Source organism: Mesorhizobium sp. WSM4830, assembly GCF_055811495.1.
In genome coordinates this window covers 93,601-115,303 of record NZ_JBVVQI010000016.1, presented here as the reverse complement: position 1 = coordinate 115,303, position 21,703 = coordinate 93,601, and the positions used below count along the sequence as shown (strand labels likewise).

22 protein-coding genes and 1 pseudogene are annotated in these 21,703 nt (G+C 62.5%); 13 read left to right on the top strand and 10 right to left on the bottom strand.

What is annotated here, in order from left to right; all coding sequences use genetic code 11:
• The first annotated feature begins 664 nt into the window (after positions 1–664).
• Positions 665–1,255 (top strand): HAD family acid phosphatase, encoded by a 591-nt coding sequence (locus AC0L2Y_RS20745; protein ID WP_473559085.1) that lies wholly within the window; start codon positions 665–667, stop codon positions 1,253–1,255.
• Positions 1,256–1,303: 48 nt separating this feature from the next.
• Here AC0L2Y_RS20745 and AC0L2Y_RS20740 read toward each other — a convergent pair whose 3' ends face one another.
• Positions 1,304–2,284: a quinone oxidoreductase family protein gene (locus tag AC0L2Y_RS20740; RefSeq protein WP_473559084.1), complete on the bottom strand. Its 981-nt coding sequence runs from the start codon at positions 2,282–2,284 to the stop codon at positions 1,304–1,306.
• Positions 2,285–2,382: 98 nt separating this feature from the next.
• Between AC0L2Y_RS20740 and AC0L2Y_RS20735 the strand changes: the two genes are divergently transcribed.
• Positions 2,383–2,775 (top strand): winged helix-turn-helix transcriptional regulator, encoded by a 393-nt coding sequence (locus tag AC0L2Y_RS20735; protein WP_473559082.1) that lies wholly within the window; start codon positions 2,383–2,385, stop codon positions 2,773–2,775.
• Positions 2,776–2,849: 74 nt separating this feature from the next.
• On the opposite strand, the gene AC0L2Y_RS20730 is transcribed toward AC0L2Y_RS20735, so the two are convergent.
• Positions 2,850–3,455 (bottom strand): NADPH-dependent FMN reductase, encoded by a 606-nt coding sequence (locus AC0L2Y_RS20730; protein WP_473559080.1) that lies wholly within the window; start codon positions 3,453–3,455, stop codon positions 2,850–2,852.
• A gap of 91 nt (positions 3,456–3,546) precedes the next feature.
• Between AC0L2Y_RS20730 and AC0L2Y_RS20725 the strand changes: the two genes are divergently transcribed.
• Positions 3,547–3,915, top strand: a complete 369-nt coding sequence (locus AC0L2Y_RS20725) for a winged helix-turn-helix transcriptional regulator (RefSeq protein WP_023678378.1) — start codon at positions 3,547–3,549, stop codon at positions 3,913–3,915.
• Positions 3,916–3,966: 51 nt separating this feature from the next.
• On the opposite strand, the gene AC0L2Y_RS20720 is transcribed toward AC0L2Y_RS20725, so the two are convergent.
• The 5 genes from AC0L2Y_RS20720 to AC0L2Y_RS20700 form a co-directional block, all read right to left on the bottom strand.
• Positions 3,967–4,332: a hypothetical protein gene (locus AC0L2Y_RS20720; RefSeq protein ID WP_473559078.1), complete on the bottom strand. Its 366-nt coding sequence runs from the start codon at positions 4,330–4,332 to the stop codon at positions 3,967–3,969.
• A gap of 97 nt (positions 4,333–4,429) precedes the next feature.
• Positions 4,430–4,825, bottom strand: coding sequence for an acyl-CoA thioesterase (locus tag AC0L2Y_RS20715; protein WP_023678380.1), 396 nt, complete (start codon positions 4,823–4,825; stop codon positions 4,430–4,432).
• 772 nt (positions 4,826–5,597) lie between these two features.
• Positions 5,598–6,050 carry a nuclear transport factor 2 family protein gene (locus AC0L2Y_RS20710; RefSeq protein WP_473559076.1) on the bottom strand — a complete coding sequence of 151 codons (453 nt, stop codon included), beginning with the start codon at positions 6,048–6,050 and terminating at the stop codon, positions 5,598–5,600.
• Between the two features lie 39 nt (positions 6,051–6,089).
• Positions 6,090–6,752 carry a hypothetical protein gene (locus AC0L2Y_RS20705; protein WP_473559074.1) on the bottom strand — a complete coding sequence of 221 codons (663 nt, stop codon included), beginning with the start codon at positions 6,750–6,752 and terminating at the stop codon, positions 6,090–6,092.
• Positions 6,753–6,861: 109 nt separating this feature from the next.
• Positions 6,862–8,049, bottom strand: a complete 1,188-nt coding sequence (locus AC0L2Y_RS20700; protein WP_473559072.1) for a helix-turn-helix transcriptional regulator — start codon at positions 8,047–8,049, stop codon at positions 6,862–6,864.
• Here AC0L2Y_RS20700 and AC0L2Y_RS20695 point away from each other — a divergent pair.
• The gene (locus AC0L2Y_RS20695) at positions 8,026–8,439 is read left to right on the top strand and encodes a hypothetical protein (RefSeq protein WP_352489049.1); all 414 of its coding nucleotides are present in this window, start codon (positions 8,026–8,028) and stop codon (positions 8,437–8,439) included. The genes AC0L2Y_RS20700 and AC0L2Y_RS20695 overlap by 24 nt on opposite strands.
• A 327-nt stretch (positions 8,440–8,766) precedes the next feature.
• Here AC0L2Y_RS20695 and AC0L2Y_RS20690 read toward each other — a convergent pair.
• Positions 8,767–9,692, bottom strand: a pseudogene (locus AC0L2Y_RS20690) (LysR family transcriptional regulator).
• A 106-nt stretch (positions 9,693–9,798) separates the two neighbouring features.
• On the opposite strand from AC0L2Y_RS20690, the gene AC0L2Y_RS20685 reads away from it, so the two are divergent.
• From AC0L2Y_RS20685 to AC0L2Y_RS20660, 6 genes are all read left to right on the top strand, one after another.
• Positions 9,799–10,590, top strand: a complete 792-nt coding sequence (locus AC0L2Y_RS20685) for an alpha/beta fold hydrolase (protein WP_473559070.1) — start codon at positions 9,799–9,801, stop codon at positions 10,588–10,590.
• Between the two features lie 127 nt (positions 10,591–10,717).
• Entirely contained in the window at positions 10,718–11,290 is a 573-nt protein-coding gene (locus tag AC0L2Y_RS20680; protein ID WP_473559069.1) for a GNAT family N-acetyltransferase, read from the top strand.
• A 228-nt stretch (positions 11,291–11,518) separates the two neighbouring features.
• Positions 11,519–12,013: a hypothetical protein gene (locus AC0L2Y_RS20675; RefSeq protein WP_473559068.1), complete on the top strand. Its 495-nt coding sequence runs from the start codon at positions 11,519–11,521 to the stop codon at positions 12,011–12,013.
• 148 nt (positions 12,014–12,161) lie between these two features.
• Entirely contained in the window at positions 12,162–13,778 is a 1,617-nt protein-coding gene (locus AC0L2Y_RS20670) for a GMC family oxidoreductase (protein WP_473559067.1), read from the top strand.
• The gene (locus AC0L2Y_RS20665) at positions 13,775–14,986 is read left to right on the top strand and encodes a mandelate racemase/muconate lactonizing enzyme family protein (protein ID WP_473559065.1); all 1,212 of its coding nucleotides are present in this window, start codon (positions 13,775–13,777) and stop codon (positions 14,984–14,986) included. The genes AC0L2Y_RS20670 and AC0L2Y_RS20665 overlap by 4 nt, the downstream gene beginning before the upstream one ends.
• Entirely contained in the window at positions 14,983–15,927 is a 945-nt protein-coding gene (locus tag AC0L2Y_RS20660) for an NAD(P)-dependent oxidoreductase (RefSeq protein WP_473559064.1), read from the top strand. The genes AC0L2Y_RS20665 and AC0L2Y_RS20660 overlap by 4 nt, the downstream gene beginning before the upstream one ends.
• A gap of 70 nt (positions 15,928–15,997) precedes the next feature.
• On the opposite strand, the gene AC0L2Y_RS20655 is transcribed toward AC0L2Y_RS20660, so the two are convergent.
• On the bottom strand, positions 15,998–16,936 hold the full coding sequence (locus tag AC0L2Y_RS20655; RefSeq protein WP_473559062.1) for a diacylglycerol/lipid kinase family protein: 939 nt from the start codon (positions 16,934–16,936) through the stop codon (positions 15,998–16,000).
• A gap of 735 nt (positions 16,937–17,671) precedes the next feature.
• Here AC0L2Y_RS20655 and AC0L2Y_RS20650 point away from each other — a divergent pair.
• The 3 genes from AC0L2Y_RS20650 to AC0L2Y_RS20640 all read left to right on the top strand — a co-directional run bounded on the left by AC0L2Y_RS20650 (position 17,672) and on the right by AC0L2Y_RS20640 (position 19,912).
• A complete protein-coding gene (locus AC0L2Y_RS20650; protein WP_473559061.1) occupies positions 17,672–18,106 on the top strand; it encodes a hypothetical protein in 435 nt (144 codons plus the stop codon).
• Positions 18,107–18,112: 6 nt separating this feature from the next.
• Positions 18,113–19,243 carry a hypothetical protein gene (locus tag AC0L2Y_RS20645; RefSeq protein WP_473559059.1) on the top strand — a complete coding sequence of 377 codons (1,131 nt, stop codon included), beginning with the start codon at positions 18,113–18,115 and terminating at the stop codon, positions 19,241–19,243.
• Positions 19,244–19,402: 159 nt separating this feature from the next.
• Entirely contained in the window at positions 19,403–19,912 is a 510-nt protein-coding gene (locus AC0L2Y_RS20640; RefSeq protein ID WP_473559058.1) for a hypothetical protein, read from the top strand.
• A 7-nt stretch (positions 19,913–19,919) separates the two neighbouring features.
• Here the strand turns inward: AC0L2Y_RS20640 and AC0L2Y_RS20635 are convergent, their stop codons facing one another.
• Entirely contained in the window at positions 19,920–21,542 is a 1,623-nt protein-coding gene (locus tag AC0L2Y_RS20635; protein WP_473559056.1) for an FAD-binding oxidoreductase, read from the bottom strand.
• Positions 21,543–21,703 lie beyond the last annotated feature (161 nt).

Below are 21,703 nucleotides of genomic sequence, written 5' to 3'. Positions count from 1 at the left end.
GAACCTGTGGAAGGGTAGTGTCTCAGTTTGAAATTAAGACGACGGTCCATCGTAGTCAGGCGGTGGCGGCGTGCCTGGCCACCGAAGCACGACTTCCTCGCAGGAGTCTTGCATGCGCATGACGCGGACGGCGTTGCCGATCACATCGGTGGGGCGCTTCTGGCCTTTAGGTCCGATGGGCAATTGCTGCCTCCTGAATTGGCCAGCGCTTATACGCGACGACCCAGAGAATGATTATCATTCCCAACGGGACCACAGAGAGAAGCGCCCACGCCCGAGACATTCTTAGTCGTCCAAACAGCACCCACGCGGGGATTGCTGTGAGGACTGTCAACAAGGCGAATGGTAGCAACTGAATCGGATCTGACATTGGGTGCCTTCCATACTTTCCGCTGAGCACATAGGCGGTTTCGCCCAGGCGAGCAAACCGGGATAGGCGCTTTCGCGAGTTTCAAATTTCAAACTGAGACACTACCGTGGAAGACCTCGCTTGACAGCCGACTTCTCGTGACCGCAGAGTCTCGTGATGCGGGCGATTGGTTGGAATAGAATTGCGCGTGTCGGGGCAATCGTGCTGACGATCGGCACAAATGTTCCTGCGCCGGCGCGTTCCGACTCGCTCCTTCTCACAAGCCCGTCCCAGCCAGCCAATGTCGGCGATGCGATGCTGGCGGCTGCCAATTATCATGATTCCGGCGACTATGATCGCGACCTTGCCGCTGTGGCGAAGCAGGCAGGCGACTGGATCGTCAAGCGCGCAATGGAGGTGCCTCGCCCCGCACTGGTGCTCGACATCGACGAGACGGCTTTGGCCAACTGGGAAGTGATCACACGTGATAATTTCGGCCGCCCGATCGGCGGCGCCTGCGACATCGCAATCGACGGTCCCTGTGGCTGGGCCGCCTGGGACCAGCTTGCGAAGGATCCGGCCATTGACCCGGTGTTGGAGGTCTTCCGGCAGGCGCGAACGGCGAAAGTCACGGTGTTCTTCATCACCGGACGTCCGGAGGACCAGCGCAAGGCAACTGAACAGAACCTGCAGTCGGCCGGCTATGCCGGCTATGAGCAACTTTACATGGTCCAGCCTGGGGCCAAATACGGCTCCGCCGCAGATTTCAAGGCACCCATAAGGGCCGAAATCGAAAAGGCCGGCTACACGATAATTGCCAATGTCGGTGACCAGCCATCCGACCTGTTCGGCGGGCATGCCGAGAAGCTGTTCCTGTTGCCGAACCCGTTCTACCGGGTTCGCTGACGGCCTATACGGCACACGCCCGGATCCTCGGCTCCTGCCGAGCACCTACTAAGGTATCAAGACGACCTTGCCGGTAGCGCCGCGCTCCTCCAGCAGGCGATGCGCGTGGCTGGCCTGGTCGAGCGGGAAGCGGCCGCCGTTGGTCACCTTGAGCTCACCGCTCGCGGCCAGATCGAAAAGCTCCAAAAGACCGTCACGGAGTCCGTCCGTAGACAGTAGCGGCAGCAGGGCAAAACCCCTCAGCGACTGGTTGCGACCGATCATCGCCTCCATCTGCGGGGCGCCGAGCCTGTATCTCCCCAGTGCGGCAAACACCAACTCTCCGCAAGGCGCCAAAGCCTCCAGCGCAACCGCCGTCAGCGGGCCGCCGACGATGTCGTAGATGATGTCGGCGCCAGCGCCGCCTGTCGCTGCCCGGACGTGCTCCGGCCAATCCGTCTTGCTGTAATCGACGGCAGCGTCGGCCCCCAGCGACAAAGCAAGGTCGAGCTTGGCCTTGCTGCCGGCTGCCGCGATGACACGGCTCGCCCCGGCGCGCTTGGCAAGCTGGACAAGCAGGGAGCCGACGCCACCCGCGGCAGCCGCGACCAGCACCGATTTGCCGGCCGGCGGGCTTTGCCGCGATAGATGCAGCGCCGTCAGCCCTTGCACCATCAATGCCGTCGCGTCTTCGAAAGAGAGCGCATCCGGCAAGGGCACGGCCAGGCTTGCGTCGATCGTCACATAATCGGCATAGCCGCCAAACGGCCGGCTCGAGGAGAGCAACGGCGCGGCGACGCGCGTGCCGAGCAAGGAAGCCTCCACCCCCTGCCCGAGCGCCTCGACGATCCCGGCGGCCTCGACGCCAGGGATCATCGGCAGTTGCGGCGTCACCGCATAGCGATCCCTACGCATCAGCACTTCGAAGAAATTCACCCCGGCCGCATGAACGCGGACCAGGACCTCGCCGGCTTGCGGATCAGGCTTCGGCACCACGACTATGTCGAGAACGTCGGGCCCGCCGAAACGGTTCAGTTGAATGGCTCTCATCGCATGCGCCGATCGCTGTTGGCATCGGCCGCTGTTTGCCACTATCTGCCTTGCTTCGACTACACACCGATTTGTCCACTGCTGACCGGGAGGTGACCATGGCCAAGCTGATCAAGAGACTGCCGATGCTGCCGGCGGAGCGCGCGCTGAAGGTGATTTCGGGCCGCTGGAAGGCGGTAATCCTGTACCATCTCTTCGACGGGCCCCGGCGGCTGTCGGCGCTGCAGGCGCTGATGCCCGATATCACCCAGAAAGTGCTGATCCAGCAGCTTCGCGAAATGGAAGAGCACGGCCTCGTGCGCCGCGAGATCTTTGCCGAGATGCCCTCGCGCGTCGAATATTCGGCGACGCGGCTCGGCCTCAGCCTCGAGCCCATCCTGCTGGCACTTTGCCAGTGGGGCCAGCATCACGCCGACGAACTGAATGAGATGGACCGCCTTGCCGATTGCATCATCAGGCCACGGCAAGCGCCGGACGCTCATGCCGTGTGAACAAAAAGGGCGGCGCATGCGCCGCCCCAATGCTTGGGAGAATTAATCCTTGGGAGGACTGTTCGAACCTGTGCTCAGGCCGCCTTGACTTCCTCGGCGACGGCATCGGCCTGACGCGCCGTCTTCAGCACCCTGGCCCACCATGCAATATCGTTGACCAGCGCGGTTGCCGCCTGGTTGAGGTGCTCGAACTCGTCGAGCTTCTTGTCGCCTTGCTTGACGGCAAGGAAATCGGACCAGGCGATGTGGACGGCGGACTTCACCGGCGCCATCTGCAACTCGACCGCATGCAGCCTCAGCTGCTCGACCGCGCGCGCGCCACCGACGCTGCCATAGCCGACGAAGCCGGCCGGCTTCTTGTTCCACTCGTTGGCGGCGTAGTCGATGGCGTTCTTCAGCACGGCCGTCGGGCCATGATTGTATTCGGCGGCGGTGAAGATGAAGCCGTCGAATCCGGCGACCTTCTTTTGCCAGCGCTGCGCCACGTCGTTCTGCGACGGCACCCAGGCGGAGGATGCGACCTCATCGAAGAACGGCAGCGGGAAATCGCGCAGGTCGACGACTTCAACGTCGATGTCGGCGTGCGACTTGGCGATCTTGGCAATCCATTGGGTCGGGACGTCGGCAAAGCGGGCCGCGCGGGTCGAACCAATGATGATGGCGATTTTGGGTTTTGACATAGAGGGGGCTCTCCTTACGGGAATACTGGTATCGTTTAGATACCTGAGCTATATGAGTAACTACCCGCTCAATGTGCAAGGAGGCACTTTTTTGTTACCAAGGCACCCGCACCGCACCGAGGACTGCCGCGCCATCTCGGAAATCCTGCAGCGCGTCGGCGACAAATGGACGGTGCTCGTCGTTGGCAAGCTCGGCAACGGGCCACTGCGTTTCAACGAGCTGCGCAGCGCCGTCGGCGGAATTTCGCAAAAGATGCTGACCACCACCTTGCGCGGGCTCGAGCGCGACGGCTTCGTCACCCGCACGGTGTTCCCGACCATCCCGCCGCGGGTCGACTACGAATTGACCGATCTTGGCTACGAGCTGCTTGTGCCGGTCGATGCGCTCGGCGAATGGGCGCGCAAGAACACAGAGCGCGTCAAGGCCGCGCGCGAGAAGTTCGACGCCATGCACAGCTGAACCCTTGCGCTACAAGGGTTTGAACCTGCCTGGGATAACCCTGGACGAGCCCTACTGCTGTAACTGCATCTTGCTCTTCGGCAGCTTCTCGATCCGGTTCCATTTCGGGTTGGGACTGACCACCCGCCCGCCAATCGTGCAGGTCGTAGTCGTCTCCTTGCGGCAATTGCTCACCGTCGTGCCGCTGGTATCGCATTTCGTCGCCGAGCAGATCTCGCACTTGGCCGCCTGCCCGTTGATGGTGCGGTTTTCCGACGTGCAGGTAGCGCCTGGATCGCCTTTTTTGACCTCGGCAAAAGCGCTCGCGGACGACAGGCAGAGCAAGGCTGCAAAGGCACCCGCCAGGGCAGCGTTCAGCATGTGTTGACGCATTGTCTTTCCTCCCAAGATCCCGTCGGTCGCGCTGCAGGCGCGCATGCGGGAACCCGTTGGCCAAAGACCACGCGGGATCGCTGTCCGCATCCCCCGCGCGGGAGAGACGGCTGTATAAATCCGTCTTCTGGAATCAGGCCGGTCAGCCTTCGGCCGGAACCGCCTTCGGCTTGCCTTCGCCGTCCAGCGCCACCATGACGAAGTCGGCATGGGTGACCTTCTCCATCAGGTCGGAGAGATAGCGCTGCGCCCAGGCCTCGACCTTGAGCGTCATCGAGGTGCGGCCGACGCGTTCGACATGCGTATAGATGCACAGCGTGTCGCCGATCTTCATCGGCTTGGCGAAGGACATTTCCTTCACTGCCGCCGTCACCACGCGGCCCTTGGCGCGCTCGGCGGCGCGGATGCCGCAGGCGAGATCCATCTGCGCCATCACCCAGCCGCCAAAAATGTCGCCTGCCGCATTGGCGTCCGAAGGCATGGCCAGCGTCCTGAGCGTCAGATCGCCGATCGGCCGCCCGTCCGCGTAATGCACCATTTGGCCAATCCTCTCGAAGCCGATTGTCCCGATCCCGTATCGTCACGGCACAGACAGGTCAACGCCACTGAATGGTGTCGCCGCCTGAAATTCGGCTATCGGTCGACAGTGTTGAAAAGATGCGGCGCGAAGCTAGACGAGCGCAACCAGTACGCTTGCATACCGTAGCCGAGCTGGCGGCGTATTCGTGATACGCGATCAACCTCGTCCTGAAACGAGATTCTAACGGAATGTGTCAGGCGGTTGGCTGGGTGACTTTTCAACAATATCGGCGGAAAACGGTCAAATCGATGTGGGCTATGGCGCTCTATAGCACGCCATAAACCCACTTCTTTCAAACCAGCCGTCCTTGAAATTGCGACACAGGAACCGACCTGTGTAACCTTCAGAATATCCAAGGACGAGCACGATCGCGAGCACAGTTGAAGCGGCCAAGACTCGTCTCCATTTCATGGTTCCATGCTCCTGCTCCGGCAATCTTGTAACCGAAGTTCGCAGTTCTCTAAATGGCTGCAACGAGAAGGCTGGCGCGCCCGATGGCGCGACAGAACCAAGCCCTCGCCGATAGGCGTGCTTCACAAAACGGGCCAGGGCGTCGGGACGTAGGCGTAGGCGTTGCCTTCGCGGATAACGTGACCGATGCCTGGAAAGGCAGGTGAATGTGGATCAATTCGGGCTGAAAAAGAAGCAAAGTTCTGGCTCCATGACGGCGGCAGAGCCGATGGTCCCGCCAGCGCAATTCCTTTCTCTGCCCGTTTCGGACCGAGGCTTTTCAGAACGCGAAATCCGCGGACTGAACGACATCGGCTGGGAGCCAGGTTTCATGAACCTGCAAGATCTCGGGCCCGCGGCTGTAGCCGCGATCGCGGACCACCATCGTCGTGACCCGGCCATTGTTCGGTTCATCGGAGTCCTTCGCGTCGCGTTGCCATTCGTGGTAGTTCACGATCGCCAGGTCGGCGCTTTGATGGCTGATCCGGATGTCGCGTATTTTGATACGGAAGGCCGGATTCGATCCGTAGATGCTCTTCATGTAACCTGCGAAGTCTTTTTTCCCGAACGCCCTGCCGCCTGGCATGATGGCGACCAAATCGTCGCTGATCCGGTCGAGCGCGTTCTTCTTGAACGTCGCGTCGTCGCCAGGGCATCGGCCCGCCACCCAGTCGGTGAAGAATTCGTGGATGTCGTGGATCGTCGCCTCGATTTCCTTCGTTTGAAGGGACATTTTTTCCTCCTGTCTCAAGATGATGCTGGATCAGGCGCTTTACGCCGTGGCTTGCCCCGACCGGACGCTGCTTGAGGACAGCCCGTACCACGCGAGCCACAGGCACATGAGAAGCGAGGAAATCAGCCAGATCGGACCTCCGATGCCGATCCCGAGCTGCTCACCGAGTGTCCACCCGGTTGCCGAAAGGATACCGAACGCCGAGCCGACGATCGCGGCCCATCGCGGCAGTATCCCGACGTTGTCGCGGGCGTCGTGATACGCGACAAGCGCTGTCGCCAAGGCCAGCGCCCAGAATCCGTTACCCATGCCGCCGGAAAACGCCCACCAGGTCATGAAAGCGTTGGTGTCACCCCGGTCGGCCGCGACCGCGACCACCGATGCCTCGGCGACTGCGGTGGAGAACGTGGTCAGGGCGCCGAGAGCCATCACCATCCAGGCGGAACTCAGCATCGGCGAATGCCGGACCCGGGGGTTGAGCGCCAGGTTCAGGAACGAAGCGCCGGCGATCAGGAACAGCGCCGCTGCCGCCGTCCAATGGACCGTAGCCCATCGCCCATGGCCCTCGGCGATATTCTGCATCTGAACGGACAAATCCGCGTCCGGTGGCCCGTGAAAGACGAGCGCAGCCGCCAGCAGCAGCGTTCCGGTGGCGAGCCAGACACCGCCCGGCCCGCTCATGCTGCTATTATTCGTTTGCATCGGGAAAACCTCCTGTGGCCTTTACCACACCATGACGTTTAGACCCGCGCCACGGTTGCCCGCTTCGGCGTAAATACCCACGCAGCGAGAAATTTTGGCTTGGGTAAGATTACCCAGATACGCCCATGCCGATCAGGCCGTGCTCGATCGCAAAGGCCGTGGCTGCCGCGCGCGTGCGCACGTTCAGCCGCGTCAGGATATCGCTAACGTGACGGTCTACCGTCCGCTGGCTCAAACCGAGCTCGCCGGCAATTTCCGGGTTGGTCAGGCCTGACGCGATCAGGCGCAGAACCTGCGACTGTCTGGGGGTGAGAGCTTCGCTGCCTGTCGCCGTCATGGTCGCCCGCAGCTTGCCGGCAACGGCTTCGTCGGGGCGCGCGCCGAGCTCGCGGAAAAGTCTTATCGCTTCGTCCAGTTCGGTCTGCGCCGCTTCAGTATCGCCGGTTGCGAGACAGGCCCGCGCTGTCAGCACCCGCATCCGGGCAAGATGATAGGGCGCCCGAAGGTCCCAGAGGATCTCCACTGTGCGCCGGATATGGGCCAATGCCTCCGCGGCTCGACCAGCATGGATCAGCACCCGCGCGGTAGCCTCGGCGGCTGCGGCGCGGACTGCATCCGCGGAATATTGGCGCGCGCAGTCGCGCAGTGTTTCGCACAGTTCCCAGGCGTCATCGGCAGAACCGACAGCGAGAGTGATTTCCACCGCAGCCGGCAAGAGGCGGAGTTTGCCGGGCATGTCGTCGACCGACTGCAGTGCGCGGCGGATCGCCGAAAGGGCCGACTGCTCGTGCCCCTGCTGCAATCGCATAAGCGCCAGCCCCGGCTGCGGATCGAACCCGAGCCTGCTCGCTGCGCGATAAGCGGCATCGGCCTCGTCCCATTGGCCGCGGAGGCGAAAGACCTCGCCCTTCTGGTAGAATGCCGGACCGGCGTGGTGCTTCGAGGGCCCCTGCTGAAGGCGGATGCTGGCGACACCGGCCTCACGGCCGGCCTCGTCCCAGTGGCCGTCGAGGATCAGGATTTCGGCCCGGTGGATCAGGCATCGGCCGGTGAAGGCAACGATGTCGGGCTGTCCCGAGCACCATCCGACCAGCGCCGATGTCCATTCCCTCGCCCGGCTCGTGGCATGAAATTTCTGACAGATCTCGATCACGCTGCAGTAGACCAGCCCGGTAACGATCGGTGAGAGCCGGCCCGAGATGACCGAAACCATCACCTCGTCCAGCAGTTCGAAGCCGCGCACATAGTCGCCGCGCAGGATCAATATCCGGCCTTGAAGGTGGCGCGCGATAGCCAAGAGGTCCGAATCTTCGCAGCGCTGTCCGATCTCCGCTGCACGTGTTGCGTGCGCGAATGCTTCGTCCGGACTGTCGGCGGCGAGGCATTGTTCGACCATTGGAAGCTGAAGGTAGCCGTGTTCTGCACATTCCGGCGCATGATCCGCGACCAGCCGGTTGGCACGGGTCAGCCATCCGCTGCCTTGGGCGAATTCTCCGCGAAACATCAGGGTGAGCCCGATCCAGAAGCCGCAACGCGCTGCAGATCGTTCGCGTCCGTTCCGGAGATGCTCTTCGAAGGCCCTCTCGTAGTCCCGAACGAATTCCTCCTCGCGCCCAAGCATGTAGGCGGCTTCCCCGAGGCGCTGGAGCTCGGCGCCGCCAAGTTCACTGCGGCGGTCTCTGTCTGACAGTTCGCGGTGAAGCCTGGACCAATCTCCGCGATTGGCTAGCTCCGCATACGGATCCGATGCAACTGCACCGTCTTCCGGCGACTTGTCGGGTGATCGGTCGGAGGGCGCGGGCATATCCTCAGAATAGCACATATCTTGCTGAGGAGGTGGCGGCAGGTTACCGATGTGGCAGAAGTTCGTTTCGGGCTCAATCGAGCCGTTCATCGCGTCCGCCGCCGAGGACCGGAAAGGGTCGCACTCTGCCGTCTGCAAGGTGTTTGTCCCGCGACCGTTGTGTGGCGAAACCGGCTAAAATCCCTGTCATGTGAAACGTGTCATGGCCGCTTAGGGTGTCATTTCGCCCTCTACCGGAACCGCCCCCAACGTCGGCGCCTCTTGCTCGATATGATCCCACAGACGGTTCGAGATCGGCCCGTGCGCCGGTCGCGGCGGCGCGCCACCACCAACTCCTCGGTGCGGCCTGGCAGATGACGACCGGCAATGGATTGCAGGCGTCCGTCGCGCAGCTCTTCCTCGATCAGGAAGCGGGGCATGTGGCCCCACCCGAGACCCTGCAGGATGATTTCCTTCTTCATGCCCTGATCGGCCACCATGCATTGAGGCGCACCCTCGATCATGAAGTAGTCTTGTTGCGGTGAATGGCGGGCCGTGTCGCGCATGACACATTGGGTGAACCCGTGCATCTGATCCGGCGTGATGGGGTGCTTGATCCGCTCCGGCAGAAAGCCCGACGCCACTACCGGAACGAATGGCACCTTGCACAGATCGATCCATTCCACGCGCGGGTCGCTCTTGTCGATCCAGTGCAGGATCAAATCGGCTTCGTCGTCGAAGAGGCGCTCCCACGGCCCGCCCACCGCCTCGAAGTGCAGATGCAGGCGTGTGCCCGGGCACTGGGCGAAGAACCGTCCGAGCATGCCCAGTGCCTGCGGGCGCGGGCACAGGTCGCCGATCACCACATGGATCTCGCTTTCTTCGCCCATTGACAGCTGAGCAGCATGAAGCCGCAAGCCCTCGAGCTCGCGCAGCAGCGATTGTGCCCTGCGATGGAACGACAGCCCTGCCTCGGTCGGGCGCACGCGATAGCCGCCGCGATCCAGAAGAACTAGGTCGAGTTGCCGCTCAAGCTTTGCCACGGCGGCGAACACAGCCGGGTGCGAGCGATGCAGCATGGCCGCCGCAGGCTGAAAGCCGCCGCAGCGAACCACGGCATCGAAGCATTGCAGGTCGTGCAGGGTGAATTCGGCCATGTCAGCTTTTATTACAGAGTTGGTCCCATCTTTGTAATATCATCAAAAGCGCGCCGCAGCTAGGCTTTGCCGCATTCAACGCTCCAAGAAGGAAGGTGTATTCACCATGAATGAGCTGGATTTCGTGACCGTCGGCGATGGCACACGCATCGCCTACCGCATCGACGGCGACGCCGGGAAGCCCGTGCTGATGCTGTCGAATTCCATCGCCACCACGTTGCGGATGTGGGACATGCAGGTCGACGAGCTGTCGAAGCATTTCCGTGTTCTGCGCTATGATTTTCGCGGCCACGGAGGGTCGAGCGTTCCGGCCGGCGCTTATTCGCTCGACCGGCTTGGCCGCGACGTGATCGAGTTGCTCGATGCCCTGGGCATTGAACGCGTACACTTCCTCGGTCTGTCGTTGGGCGGCTTCGTCGGGCAGTGGCTCGGCATCCACGCGCCCGAGCGGATCGAGCGCTTGATCCTGAGTAACACCTCGTCCTACCTCGGACCGGCAAAGCAGTTTGATGAGCGGATTGCCGCCGTGCTGCAGGCGCCGGACATGTCGGAAACCGCCGAGATGTTCCTGGGCAACTGGTTTCCTGCGCGTATGCTGGCGGCCAACGAGCCCGTCATCGAAGAATTTCGCGCCATGCTGCTGGCCATCGACCGGCAAGGCCTGGCTGGTTTATTTGCGGCGGTTCGCGATGCGGACCTTCGCCGAACCATAGCGCTGATTTCCAGGCCAACGCTGGTGATCGCCGGCCGCCACGACACTGTGACAGCCGCCAGCCATAGCGAGCTGATCGCGGCGACGGTGCCCGGCGCGAAACTGGTTGTCCTGCCCGCGGTCCACTTGTCGAACGTCGAGTACCCCGCCGAATTGATGGAGGCCGTGCTCGGTTTTCTGCGCTGAGCCGGAGCACGGCGGGGATGCTGAGTGAATCCCCGTTTCGAACATCCCCGCATGGACCGCAACCTATGGTGCGCTAGCGCGCAGTGAACGCTAGACTGGGCAACATCGATAGCGAATGACGGCTGACATGGAACTCAGCATTCGCCCATTGACGCCCGATCTGTGGCCGGCGCTCGAGGACCTGTTCGGTGACAGCGCCGTCTGCAGTCGTTGTTGGTGTATGTACGCGCGGATCGGTCGATCTTATCGAAAGCGGCCCGGCGAGGAAAACAAGGCAGCGTTCCGGCAAGCCGTCCAGCATGGTCCGCCTCCGGGTTTGCTTGCTTTCGACGGCGATGTGGCTGTCGGCTGGTGCCAGCTGACGCCGCGAGATGCCCTGCCCTGGCTCGATCGGCTATGGCAGCTCAAGCGCGTGGACGACAGGCCGGTCTGGTCCCTGTCCTGCCTCTACGTGCGAAAACAATACCGCCGCCGCGGCGTAACATCCCAGCTGATTGCACAGGCTCTGGAAGTCGCAAGGCGCGCAAATGCTCCGGCACTCGAAGCCTATCCTTTCGACGCCGACGTGTCGCCGAGCGCTTCCGGCAGTGGATATGCCTCCACCTTCGCGCGCGCCGGGTTCAAGGTCGTTGCCCGCAGGACGCCGGCCCGCCCGATCATGCGCTATGAATTCAAGCAGATCGCCGATTATCGCCTGTGATGCCCGGACGGGCTTGCCGACAAAGCACAGGCGAAGGCGTGACCAAGGTCCTGAGCTCAGATGGCGGGGCTTGAAATTCGGCGATGCGTCGACGCGGTCGCAGCGCCATCGCGCAGCCGACGTGATCCCGGTATATAGATGTTTCAACTTTGGTCATGGGGCACAACGTGGATGGGTTCACGACGAAAGCCATTCTCAGGCGTTGCGAAGTGGGCTTTCCCATTCAGCATGTTGACCACCATGGCAGAGGAGGAGCTGACGCCCTTTGTCGACGACACTTACCGAACGACGTCCCGGCATCTCATTTCTGATGGAGCGGGCATCTATATTCCTTATCGGTTACATTTTCTGCCAAGCGTGCGAGAGCATCACCTTGGCTTTTCGTTTCCGTCGCATTGCCTGCTGACACGATCGACAGATGGCTTTTTGCGGCAGAAATCAGCCAGGGTGATCCTTTCGCTGAACGAAAGTTGGAGCATCGCCTTCGTCGTTCTGCTGTTGGGCGAATATGTCGTCGAAATCGCCGAAGATATCTACGCGGCAATACCTGATCTGGACGCATCAGCCTATGCCAGTTTTGTCCGACAGAACCGAAACACAATGCGTACGATGCGCACCAGGGCCACAAGCTATTGGAATGCCTATCATAGGCATGCTTATCCCAACCGAAAATCCTATCCAGCGATTGCTGTCCTCAATCAACTCGATGCGTGGGCAAGTTAGGTCTTCATCAATCTTCTTGGCGCCGAAAGTCGAAATTCAAACGAAGTTGCCAGTCGCTTTTTTCACATCGGATGCCGGAAGACCCGGCGACGCCGCGTCGCGCCGAAGCCTAGGTTAGAGCCGAATTCCGGAGCCAGCCGCAGCCACCATGCAAACATATGACTTCATCATCGTCGGCTCCGGCTCGGCCGGTTCGGTCCTGGCCGAAAGGCTGTCGGCTTCCGGCCGCTTCTCGGTGCTGGTGCTCGAGGCCGGCGGCAGCGACCGCCGCTTCTACGTCCAGATGCCGCTTGGCTACGGCAAAACCTTCTTCGACCCGGCGGTCAACTGGAACTACAAAGCCGATCCGGACCCCGGGCTTGCCGGCAATGTCGACCACTGGCCGCGCGGCAAGCTGCTCGGCGGCTCGAGCTCGATCAATGCCATGGTCTGGATCAGGGGCGCGCGCGAGGATTTCGACGCTTGGGCAGCGGCCGGGAATCCCGGCTGGGGCTTCGACGACCTGCTGCCCGCCTTCAAGGCGCTGGAAGACAATCAGGCCGGCGCCGACCAATGGCGCGGCGTCGGCGGCCCGCTGCACGTCACCGACTGCTCGACCTCCGTCCATCCACTCACCAAGCGCTATCTCGCCGCCGCCAATCAGGCCGGCCTGCCGATCAACCCGGATTTCAACGGCGCCTCGCAGGAAGGCGTCGGCGTCTACCAGATCACCACCAGGAACGGCCGCCGCATGTCGGCTGCGCGCGCCTTCCTGCGCCCGGCGACGAAGCGCAAAAACGTTCGCGTCGAGATGAATGCACTGGCGACAAAAATCCTGTTCGAGGGCAAGCGTGCCGTCGGCGTCGAGTATCTCCAGAATGGCGAGACAAAGACCGCCCGTGCCGGCCGCGAGGTCATCCTGTCGGGCGGTTCGGTCAATTCGCCGCAACTGCTGCAGCTCACCGGTGTCGGTCCATCGACGCTGCTTGGTGGTCTGGGCATTCCCGTCGTTCACGCCAACGAAAATGTCGGGGCAAACCTGCAGGACCATGTCGGCATCAACTACACCTTCAAGGGCAGGCTGCCGACGCTCAACCAGATCCTGCGCCCGTGGTGGGGCAAGCTGCTGGTCGGCATGCAGTACGTGTTTTTGCGCTCAGGCCCGCTGTCGCTGTCGATGAACAATGCCGGCGGCTTCTTCCGCACCGATCCGGCCACGGCACGGCCCAACATGCAGCTCTATTTCCAGGCGTTTTCGACCGTCATTCCGAAGAGCGGCGAACGGCCGATCCTGACGCCCGATCCATGGCCGGGCTTTTCCATCGGGCTGTCCAATTGCCGTCCGTCGAGCCGCGGCGAAATCATGATCCGCTCCGCCAATCCGTGCGATTATCCCAGAATCGTCGCCAACGCCTTTTCGACCGAGGCGGATGTCGCCGAAATGCTTGCGGCGGTGAAATTCGTCCGGAAGATCGCTTCGATGCCGGCGATGGCGGAGATCATCGAGGAAGAGGTTTTGCCGGGTCCGTCGATCACCTCCGATGCGGATCTCATTCAGGATTTCAGGAAGCGCTCGGGCACCGTCTACCACCCGGTCTCGACCTGCCGCATGGGGCCGGACGCGGCGCGCGCCGTCGTCGATCCGCGCCTGAAGGTGCACGGCATCGACGCCTTGCGTGTCATCGATGCCTCGATCTTTCCCGACAACATCACCGGCAACACCAACGCCGCCGCTATCATGACCGGATGGAAGGGCGCCGAACTGGTTCTGGAGGATCAGAAATGAAGATCACCGACGTCAAGACCTGGGTGGTCGGCAATCCGCCACCCGGCATCGGCGGCAAGTATTTCATTTTCGTCAAGCTCACCACCGATGGCGGCGTGGTCGGCTATGGCGAGGCTTACAACGCCACCTTCTCGGCCCATGTCACCGCAAAAATGGTCGAGGACATGGCCGAGCGCTATCTCGTCGGCCGCGATCCGCACGACGTCGAGACCTTCTTCCGCCGCGCCTATTCATCCGGCTTCACCCAGCGCCCCGACGTGTCCGGCATGGGCTGTTTCTCGGCGCTCGAAATCGCCTGCTGGGACATCATCGGCAAGGAGGCCGGCAAGCCGGTCTACAAGCTGCTTGGCGGCCAGGTGCACGAAACGCTGCGTTCCTATACCTACCTCTACCCGCACAGCGGCAGCGTCCACTCCGAGGACGCCCGCGGCAAGAACGTCTACAACGATCCCGATCTGGCTGCAGCCTGCGCGCTCGAATATGTCGAGCAGGGTTTCAACGCCGTCAAGCTCGACCCGGCCGGCCCCTACACCGCCTTCGACGGCCACCAGCCGCGCCTCGTCGACATCGACCTCTCCGCCCGCATGGTCAAAGCGATCCGCGAGGCGGTTGGCACCAGGGCCGACATCCTGTTCGGCACGCACGGCCAGTTCACCGCTTCCGGTGCGCTGCGCCTCGCCCGTGCCATCGAGCCCTATGATCCGCTGTGGTTTGAGGAGCCGGTGCCGCCCGACATGCCCGAGGTCATGGCTCAGGTCGCAAGGGGCACTTCGATCCCCATCGCAACAGGGGAAAGACTTACCACCAAATTCGAATTTGCCCGCGTCATCGAGAACCGTGCGGCGACCATTCTTCAGCCCGACCTTGGCCGCTCCGGCGGCATTCTCGAAACCAAGAAGATCGCCGCCATGGCCGAAGCCTATCACATCCAGATCGCGCCGCACTGCTATTGCGGACCGATCGTCGGCGCCGCCAACATTCAGCTCGCGGTGACGCTGCCCAACTTCCTCATTCTGGAATCGCTGAAGCAGTGGGACGGTTTTCACGCGAAGCTGCTCAAGAAGAAGATCGAATGGCAGGACGGTAACGTCATCCCGTCTCAGGAGCCGGGCCTTGGCGTCGAGCTCGACGAAGCCGTCTGCGAGGCGCATCCCTGGACCGGCAAGGACCTGCATTTGCAGATGATGCAGACGCCGCTGATGCCGTGAGCACGCGTCAGGGATATGCCTTCATCGGTCTTGGCCATCTCGGCGGCCAGCTCGCCGCCAGCCTGATCCGCAACGGCTTTGCCGTCAGCGTCTACGATCGCGACCCCGCCGCCGTCGAGCGCCTTGTGCTGCTCGGCGCCGAAGCCGCCAACAGCCCGGCCGACGCCGCCGCCCGCGCCGGCAATGCCATCACCTGCCTGGCCTCGCCGAAGGTCAGCGAGGCGGTACTGGCCGGCCCCGACGGATTGCTCGAAGGCCTGCCCAGCGGCGGCAGCTGGATCGAGATGTCGACCAATGGCCAGGACGAGATCGTGTGGCTCGCGGCACTGGCTTCAGCAGCAGGCGTCGAGACGCTCGAATGCCCGGTCACCGGCGGCGTGCATCTGGCGGCTGTCGGAAAGATCACCGCGCTGGTCGGTGGCGAGGCAGCGCTTTATGCCCGCCACCGGCCGGCCATCGAGGCGATGTGCGCCCGGTCTTTCCTGATGGGTCCGGTCGGCTCGGCGGCGGCGATCAAGGTGATCACCAATATGCTGGCCTTCATCCATCTCGTTGCCGCCGGCGAAGCGCTGATGCTGGCCAAGAAAAGCGGGCTCGACCTTGCCCAGTCCTATCACGCCATCGTCGCCTCCTCGGGCAACAGCTTCGTCCACGAGACCGAAAGCCAGCTGGTGCTGAACGGCTCCTACGACATCGGCTTCACCATGGACCTGGCACTGAAGGATCTCGGCTTCGCGCTCGGCATGGGCGAAAAATTCGGCGTGCCGCTCGCGCTTGCATCACATGTCGATGCGATCTTTCAGCAGGGCAAGCAGGCCTATGGCGGCAGCGCCTGGTCGACCATGATCGTGAAGCTGCTCGAGGATGCGGTCGGCACCGAGCTGCGCGCGACTGGTTTCCCGGCTAAGCTCGAAGCTGAGATTAGCCAGATTATCAATTGATTTCAGTTGATTGGACAGATCGTCGGAAGCAAGGCCGGGAAGACCTGATTCAAAGTCTCAACGACTTGATTCAATATCTCAGCGTCAAGGCACCGGGCAGAATTTCGAAAGTTGCCGGTATGCGACCCGGCGATTCGCCGTCTATGTCGATCAGCGCGGCGTTCTTTTGCACATCGCCGAGCGGCTCGACAACCACTTTCTTGCCGCGCAAAATGGTGATCGCCGGATGGTTGCGGTGCCGCCCGCCATAGAGCAGGCGGATGTCCCAGATCAGCTTCAGCTTGCCGGCGGCGCGCAGGATAACGATGTCGAACGCGCCGTCGTTAAGCTCGGCGTCGGGCGCAATCATCATGCCGCCGCCGAAGAATTTGCCGTTGGCCACCGCCACCAGCGCCATGCGCGCCTCGACCGGGGCGCCGTCGTCGATGGTGATCGCAACGTCCTGGAAGCGGTAACGGAGGAATTCCCAGACCGTGCGCCAGTAGAACAGCGCCTTGGCCGAAACCTTGCCCTTGCGCTTGTCGGCGTTGACCGCGCGGTCGGTGGCGCCGGAAAGCCCGAGGCTGGCGATGTTGATGAAATGGCGACTGGCCAGCGCGCCATGGTCGTCGACATAGCTGATGCAGCCGGCATCGACCTTGCGCGGCTTGGCCTCGGCAATCCGCTTTAGTGTCAGATCGACATTGTTCGACAGGCCGAGCCCGCGGGCGAAGTCGATGCCGGTGCCGCAAGGCACCAGCCCGAGTTCGGCCGTCCGGCCGCTTTCCCGGAAAGCCTTCAGCAGCCCGTCGGCGACCTCGCTGGCGGTGCCGTCGCCGCCGGCCGCGATCACCAGCTCGAAGCCGATGGCGGCAAGGTCGAGCGCCAGCCGTTCGGCATCCCCCTCGGCCTGCGTTTCACGCAGCTCGAAATCGCCGAAATGTCTTTTCAGCGAAGCCGCAACCTCGGGCCAATGCCGCTTGAGCCTGCCGCCGCCGGCGATCGGATTGAGAATCACCGCGACCTTCAAGCCTGCCTCCCCAAGGCCATCGAACACGCCTTCCAATCATTTGCCGGCATTGAAGCCCGCGCCGGGCCGCGGGGCAAGGGTCGATTGCCGACAATGCGGCTTCGGCATCGAGGCGGCAAAGCCCGGCCGGCGGCGGCAGAGATCGGTAAGTCGCTATTTTGGCAGGGTCAGTCCCCGATAATCCCGCTATCCACAGGCTCGCGGTAGTTTCGCTAAACACTTACCCGGCGTACATTAAACCCATCTCAGGCGGCTACCGATCGCCACGCCGAAAGGTAAAGCGGAACGGCGGATTTCCTGAGGCCCGTACGGCCCTGAACGAGAACAGGCTTGCTTGTTGGAGAGATGGACGCCGAGACCTACGGGGCCGCGGAAAGCGTGCGAACGCCGACGGCGGACCGATGCTGCCATGAAGGACGGCAAAAACCTTCGATGGCGCGCTGGGCAAAGCTTGCAAGAGCGGAGACCGGCGTGGTCCGGAACGGACGCTGCCCTCGGGCGGCGACTGGCAGGACCGTCAAAATCAAGGCCGGCTTGGCGCGATATCTTTCGGGAGTTGCTGCCGCGACCGTGTCCTGATCTGACAGGGAGGCGCTGGGAGAAATCCCGGCGCCGACTGTCTTTGTGACCCCGCCTGACGATTTTGCCGGCGACGCTTCACCCTGCGCCAAAATCAGCTACTATCCATTTGCCGTCGGGGGCCGTTTAAAAGGGCTGACGGCAGGGGGACATTTCATGACGCTCATCCAGAAGCTTGCTGTTGCCTATGCTTTCCTGTTCTTCGGCGTTGTTGCGGTCGGCTATGTGCCGGCCTTCAACGATGCCGGCGGCAATCTGTTCGGCCTGTTCTCGCTGCAATGGTACGACGATTTGCTGCACGCCTTCTCCGGCGTCTGGGCGCTGGCGGCCGCCTTCATCTCGCACCGCCAGGCGGTGTTCTATTTCAAGCTGTTCGGCTCGGTCTATCTGTTCGACGGCGTGCTCGGCCTGGTCACCGGTTCCGGCTGCCTCGATGGCGGCATTTTCATCAACGGCTTCCGTTCCCTGAACGACATCGAATTCCCGGCCCGCTTCTTCGCCAACCTGCCGCACATCGTCATCGGCGGCTTCGCCGTCTATGTCGGGTTCTGGCTGTCGAAACGTGTGTACGACCATTTCGCCACGGCCTGACCGGCCATGTTCCTGTTCCGCTGGCTGAAGCGCATCATCAAGGCGATCCTCTGGGTCGTCGTCATTGTCGTGTTGATCCCGATCGCCGGGCTGGCCTACGGCTTTCTCACGACGCCGTCGCTGGACACAACACCATTGCCGGGCGTCACTGAGGGTGCCCCGCCGAAGGCGCTGGCCGACAAGGTCCGTGCCGAGATCCCCGGCTACCAGCGGCCGGAGGAATCGACCTTTCTCACCTATCCGGAATGGGCCATCGTCTACGCCGCCCGCGAATATGCCGGCTTCGTCGACAAGAACCAGCCGAGCGGTTTTCCATATCTCTCCTATATCGGCCGCTTCTGGCAGGACTATGCGATGGTCATCCGCGCCAGTTCCACCTACAAGTTCAACCTCGACAACCACCAGATGTTGGTGATCATCGGCACCAGCCACACGATCGAGCACGCCATCCAGTGGGCCTATGAAAATACGGTCGGCCGCGTCACCGAAGCGACAGCCGGCAAGCGCACCGCGGTCGACATCTACCAGGCGAAGGTGGCGGCGGACTATGCCGGTTTTCTCGACCAGGTGCCGTGGTACCAGTTTCCCTATGCCGAAAAGCGTGCCGGCCTGTTTGCCGTCCAGCCGGCAGCGGACGACAGCGCTGTCCGCACCAGTGAACGCAAGCTCGCCTTCGGCCTCGCCGACACGATCAAGCAGGGCTACGCCGATCTGATCAAGTCGGCGCTCGCCGCCACCACCGACCCGGCCTTGCTCGACATTCACGTCTGGGCCAAGGGTCCGGTCAGCGAGGTGACGCGCAACGAGCCCGACACCTTGCTGGAGCGCGATCTCGGCGCCGACGGCACGGTCTTCGTCACCAGGCGCTACCAGGTGTTCACCGACATGATCCCGCGCCTGATCGGCAAGGGCGTCTCCTTCGTCGAGATCGGCGGCAATGACGAGATCATGATCACCATGCTTTCCAATGACGAGATCAATGTTCCCGAAGGCGCACGCACCTTGTTCAGCTACCCGCTTCCGGCGGAACCTTCGACGCGCCGCACCGGCCTGACCGTCGCCGTGCGCAAGCTGCACCTCGTGCTGCCGGCGCTGATGACGGCGGGCGCCAGGCTCGAGCACGTCTACGATTACTGAGGCCTTTCGGTCACAGCCCGCCCCGGCAAGACGTTGCGTGAGGCTCCGCCACGCTCATTCCACAATCGCGGCCAAATCCCGCCTTGTTCCGCAACGATTGATGACGCCGCAGCAATTTGTCCTGCGCACATGCGCCGGGCAACTCGGAGGGACAAGACCGTGATCAAGACCGCCCTTGTCGCCATGACCATCGTCGGCTGCGATTGCGACGCCAGGCTTTGCGAATATATCGGCGAGACGCCCGCCAAATGGTCGACCATCGCCGAATGCGAAGCGGCGATGAAAAGCCAGATGCTGCACGAGCGCAATTTCGACTATCCGCTGGTCTCCGGCATCTGCCGGACACAGAACTCGTCATCGCAGCTCGCGGCGACCGCTTCCGAGCCTGAATTGACGACGGCCAGCACGGCCGCGACAGACCCGCTGCCACCGGAGCTGAGCCATCGGCCCAGTGCTGCGGTCGGAACGCAGGCAACGGCGACGGAAACGGAAGCCGCCCGGCCGGTCGCCTATGAAGCGGCGGTTGATGGCGGCCGCGCCGTGCTCTACCGCACGAAGGCCGGCTACGCCGTGGTCACGACCGATCTCGGCCGCGCCGCGTCGGCAACGATCGGCATCGCCAGGCGTTCGGCGAACTGGCTGGCGGCTAAACTGCCTGACGGTCTGTAGCCGCCGCTCAGGCCGTGCCGATCAATGCCTTGATGGCGCGATAAAAAATCGACGAAAACAGCTCGTCCGGATCGTATTGCCGCTTCTTCGCCAGGAAGGACGGCAGTTCCGGATAGGAGGCAAGCAGCTCGTTGCCCGTATAATGGAGCTGGTAGGGCAGGAAAAAACGCCCGCCATGCTTGATCGTCACATCGATCAGCGCCCTTGTCAGCGCCCGCATCCTGGCATTGCCGTCGGCGTCGGTCGGCTGATTGATGTAGAGCACCAGCGAATAGGCCGGCTCCGGCGCATAATTCAGCGCCACATCCTCCTTGTGGACGATGCGCACCGACGCGTTGAGCACCGGCAGGCTCTGGTTGCGCAGGATCTCGCGCGCTTCCGCGATGAACGGGTTATAGGCGGCCCGCGGGATGAAATATTCGTGCAGTATGTCGGTCTCGTCGAGCAGATCGTTGAACAGATAGGGCACTGAATCGTGCATCGGATTGTTACGCGTGACGAGGCAGGCCTCGCCCTCGGCCATTGCCGTCGTCCGCGCCACCGTGCAGCTCTCGAATTGCGGCTCCAGCGTCTTTTCGGTGAACCATTTCAGCTCCTGGAACAGGCTGCCCCATTTCGCCAGGTTGATGATCACCCGCTTGAGCCCGACCGAACCGGGCTCGCCGATTGCCGGCTGGTCGGCCGGCGGCTGGTCGGCCACCTTGTCATAGCGGTAGACGATCATATCCTCGAGGAAATTACCCGGCGCAGTCGACAGATGCCCATAAAACAGACCGATCGTCCTGTTTGGCTCCAGCACCTCGGCGAAGAACTTTGGAAAATCGTCCGATTTGATGATCTCGCGCGAGGTCCGGTAGACGACGTTGTCGACGATGTCGAGTGTCGCCTCCAGCACCACGCCGAACAGGCCGTAGCCGCCGACGACGTGGCGGAACAGCTCGGTGTTTTCGGCCGGTGAGCAGGTTGTCACCGAACCGTCCGCCAGCATCACCCGCATCGAACGGATCGAGCCGGCGACCGAGCCGGCCTGGTGGTCCATGCCATGCGCGTTGATCGACAGCGAGCCGCCGACCGAAAAGATGTCGGTCGACTGCATCGCCTTCACCGCGAAGTGCGGGTGCAAAAGGTTCTGGATGTCGTGCCAGCGCGCGCCCGGCTGCAAGGTCATCGTCTTCGCCGCCGCGTCGATGCTGACCTTGTTGAATTTGCGCATGTCGAGGACCAGTGCGTTGTCGTCGAAAGCGTGGCCGCCCATCGAATGGCGGACCGCAGCGACCGAGACCTTCAGGCCATTGGTGCGGGCAAAGGCCAGCGCACTCGCAATGTGGTCTTCCTCGCTGACTTCGACGACGCCATAGACCGGCGTCATCGACAGGCCGCTGGCATCGTTGATGTTGCCGCCCTTGGTCAGCCATGGCAGCGACGGATCGTAGGCTGGCGGGCCCTCCAGCGGCTTCTGCGCCAGGTCGATGCCGTCAATGTCGGCGATGCGTCCGGAATTCTTCTGCCCGGACGGACCGCGCGCCAGCCGCGCCACGGTCGTGCCGCCCCACAGCATCGCGCCGCCGACCACCGCCGCACCCAACAGCAGCCGCCGCGATAGGCGAAACCCCTTGCGTTCTTCGATCATGCTACCCCTCGCCGCCTCAGAGATAGCGCGAGCTTCCGGCAAAAACCATAGCCGGAGTGCGTAGCAGAACTAGAGCGGCAGTTGCGGCATCAGGAGCATTTTCTTATGGTTGCAGTGAATGTATTTTTCGCGCTATGATTGAAAATACGAACGGATCCATG